Source organism: Microbacterium sp. 5K110, assembly GCF_005774735.1.
Classification (GTDB): domain Bacteria; phylum Actinomycetota; class Actinomycetes; order Actinomycetales; family Microbacteriaceae; genus Microbacterium.
In genome coordinates this window covers 1-3,164 of sequence record NZ_VBUM01000146.1, presented here as the reverse complement: position 1 = coordinate 3,164, position 3,164 = coordinate 1, and the positions used below count along the sequence as shown (strand labels likewise).

Sequence of the window (3,164 nt, the reverse complement as noted above, 5' to 3'; positions counted from 1 at the left end):
AGCCAGGGCGGGAGCCGGGGCAGCGAGCCAGGGCGGGAGCCGGGGCGGGAGCCCCCGGGCGGCCCGGTCCGCGCGAGGCGGACCGGGCCGTCACGGTCAGAACGAGATCGAGGTGTCGATGAACTCGTTCGTGTACAGGTCGGCGGGGGTGTACCCGGCGGCCGGCGGGGTGCCGAGGTCGGTGTAGACCTTGCTGGCCTTGGTGAAGAAGTCCTCGAAGCGGGCGTCGTCGAAGTTGCCGTAGGTGGAGTCGGGGCCGTCGCCGACGAGGCCGAGCTCGACCTGCGTCTTGACCGAGTAGTCCGCCACGCCCTGCGTGTAGGCCCAGCCCGTGTCGTACTCCTCGACGAGCTTCAGGATGAGGTCGTTCGTCGCCTTGGGGTCCTGGTAGTACGCGACGCCGGCCTTCTGCAGGGCGGGGACGAGCTTGGTGAGGCAGGGGCTCAGCGTGTCGAAGTCCGCGGACTTCACCGACATCGACGACTGGTAGGTCTGCCATCCCGAGTCGTGGATGAGGGCGAACTTCACGGGCTTGCCCCAGGCCGAGACCTCGTTCTGGTAGACGAACGGCTCCGCCGAGGCGAAGCCCTGCTGCATGTCCTTGCCGCCGGCGGCGACGAAGTTGGACGGGGTGCCGTCGTACGAGCCGTCGAGGACCGCGGGGCTCGCGAGCCCGGCGCTCTTGAGGTACTCGATGTAGGCCGAGCCGTCGAAGTAGCGCCACACGCCGCCGTTGCCCTCGAGGGCGGGCTTGACGTCCTGGATGGTCTTCACGCCGGGGTACGTCGCGGGGTCCCACATGACCATGGTCGGGCTGATGTCGAGCGGCGCCATGACGGCCTTGGTGGGGGTGGTGCCCGAGAGCTGGATCGCCTCGTCGGTGCTGACGTAGCCGAGGGTGATCTTGTCGTCCTGGTACATCTGGGCCGAGACGGTCTGGAAGCCGATCGCGGGACCGCCGGCGCGGATCTCGAGGTTCACGCCGGTGTACTCGCCGTCCGACATGAGCGGGCCGGTGACCGCCTTGGTGTTGGCGTCGATCGTGTAGTCGTCCTTGATCATCTCGTACAGGTGGCCGTGCTCGGCCTCCGGGTTCCAGTCGGTCTGGACGACGATCGTCGCGGGGCAGTCGGCCGACAGGTCGACCGAGCCGATGGCGAGGTCGGAGCTGCTCGGCGCCGATTCCGCGGCGCTGCCGGCGCACGAGGTGAGCGTGAGGGCGATCGCGAACGCGCCGGTGACGGCGGTGCCGCGGACGAGGGTGCTGCGCTTCATGCTGTTTCGCTTTCTGTGACGGGTGGAGCTCTCGGGTGCGGAGGTGGTGCAGAAGGGGTCGGATGCCACGGCCGCGGGCACGCCCGAGGGCGCGATGCCGTGGCATCCGGTGTCTGGGTGTGGAACGGGGTGAGGGAGCGGGGCGGGCGTCAGCGGGCGGCTTCGTACCAGCGGCCGACGGCCACCTTGGACAGCCAGCCGAAGAAGGCGAAGATCGCCACGCCGAGGAGGCAGGCCGCGAGGATCGCGGCGAACAGCTCGGCGCTCTGCAGACGCGACTGGTAGTTGGAGATGAGCGAGCCGATGCCCGGCTCACCGCGGCGGAAGAAGTAGTCGCCGACGATCGCGCCGATGACCGAGAGTCCGGCCGAGGTGCGCATGCCGACGAAGATCGAGGGGAGCGCGGCGGGGAGGGTGAGCTTGGTCAGGACCGTCCACTTGTTGGCCTTCTGCAGGCGGAACAGTTCCCGCTGCGACTTGTCGACCGACTGCAGACCGAACAGGGTGTTCGAGACCATGGGGAACAGCGCGATCAGGACGCAGACGATGACGCGGGCGAGGAACTCGTAACCGAACCAGAAGCCCACGAGGGGCACGAGGGCGAGGATCGGGATGCACTGCAGGATCACCGCGTAGGCGTAGGTGCTGCGCTCGACCCAGCGCGCCAGCGACATCGCGATGGCCCAGCCGACGCCGATGACCATGGCGATCGCGAGGCCCGTGAGGGCGACGCCCGTGGTGCGGAACAGCGCGGTCCAGATGTCGACGCTGACCTGCGGGTCGAAGAAGCCCTTCGTGAACATCTCGTGCGGCATCGGAAGGAGGAAGCCCTTGCCCGTCGCCGTGAGGACGCCCGAGACGACGTACCAGGCGCCGACGAGGACGGCCAGGACCCCGAGCGGCGGTCCCGCGAGCAGCAGCGCGCGGGCGATGGGGCCGCGACCGCGGGGCGGAGCCTTCGGGGCCGCGTCGATCGGCGGGATGGGGGTGGATGCCGTGGGCTCGGACGTTTCGGAGACGACCGGCTCTGCAGAGGTGGTGCTCATGAGTGTCCTTCCCGGAGGGCGTGGGAGACCTCGCCGACGAGCTTGGCGAACTCGCCCGTGTAGCGGATCTCGGGGTCGCGAGGCATGTCGAAGGGGACCTCGAAGGTGTCGACGAGATGGCCGGGGCGACCCGACATCACGACGACCTTGGTGGAGAGGTAGACCGCTTCGGACACCGAGTGGGTGATGAAGAGGCCGCCGAACTTCTGCGCGACGAAGATCTTCAACAGCTCGTCGTTCAGGCGTTCGCGCGTGATCTCGTCGAGCGCACCGAACGGTTCGTCGAAGAGGAACAGCTCGGGGTCGAGCGTCAGCGAGCGGGCCAGCGACGCGCGCATCTTCATGCCGCCCGACATCTGCTTGGGCAGGTGCTTCTCGAAGCCCTTGAGTCCCACGAGGTCGATCGCCCACTGCGCCTTGGGCGTGCGCACCCGCTTGGGCTGCCAGTTCAGCTCGGCGAGCAGTTCGACGTTGGATTGCACGTCGCGCCAGGGCAGGAGCGTCGCGTCCTGGAAGACGTACCCGATGCGGTCGGTGTTGACCGTCGCCGTCCCCTCGCTGGCCGACTCGAGGCCGGAGGCGATGCGCAGCAGGGTCGACTTGCCGCAGCCCGAGGGGCCGACGACGCTGACGAACTCGCCGCGTTGCACGACGAGGTCGACGCCGGAGAGGGCGGTGGTGCCGTTGGGGAACGTCATGGCGACGTTCCGGAAATCCAGCAGCGGCGCGGAGGGGCCCGCGAGCGTGGCTGCCGGGGAGGGGGAGGCGAGGGTCACGGAACGCTCACTTTCCGGTCGAGACGAGGGTCGGGAGTGCCGGTGCGGATGCGTCGGCGGTCGGTGC

General features: G+C 69.0%; 3 protein-coding genes. All 3 read right to left on the bottom strand.

Annotated elements, in window-relative coordinates; translation table 11 throughout:
• Positions 1-96: 96 nt before the first annotated feature.
• The 3 genes from FE256_RS17650 to FE256_RS17640 all read right to left on the bottom strand — a co-directional run bounded on the left by FE256_RS17650 (position 97) and on the right by FE256_RS17640 (position 3,097).
• Positions 97-1,275 (bottom strand): ABC transporter substrate-binding protein, encoded by a 1,179-nt coding sequence (locus tag FE256_RS17650; RefSeq protein ID WP_138178256.1) that lies wholly within the window; start codon positions 1,273-1,275, stop codon positions 97-99.
• A gap of 149 nt (positions 1,276-1,424) precedes the next feature.
• Positions 1,425-2,321, bottom strand: coding sequence for an ABC transporter permease (locus FE256_RS17645; RefSeq protein ID WP_138178254.1), 897 nt, complete (start codon positions 2,319-2,321; stop codon positions 1,425-1,427).
• Positions 2,318-3,097: an ABC transporter ATP-binding protein gene (locus FE256_RS17640; RefSeq protein WP_138178252.1), complete on the bottom strand. Its 780-nt coding sequence runs from the start codon at positions 3,095-3,097 to the stop codon at positions 2,318-2,320. Before FE256_RS17640 ends, FE256_RS17645 begins: the two co-directional genes overlap by 4 nt.
• Positions 3,098-3,164: the final 67 nt, after the last annotated feature.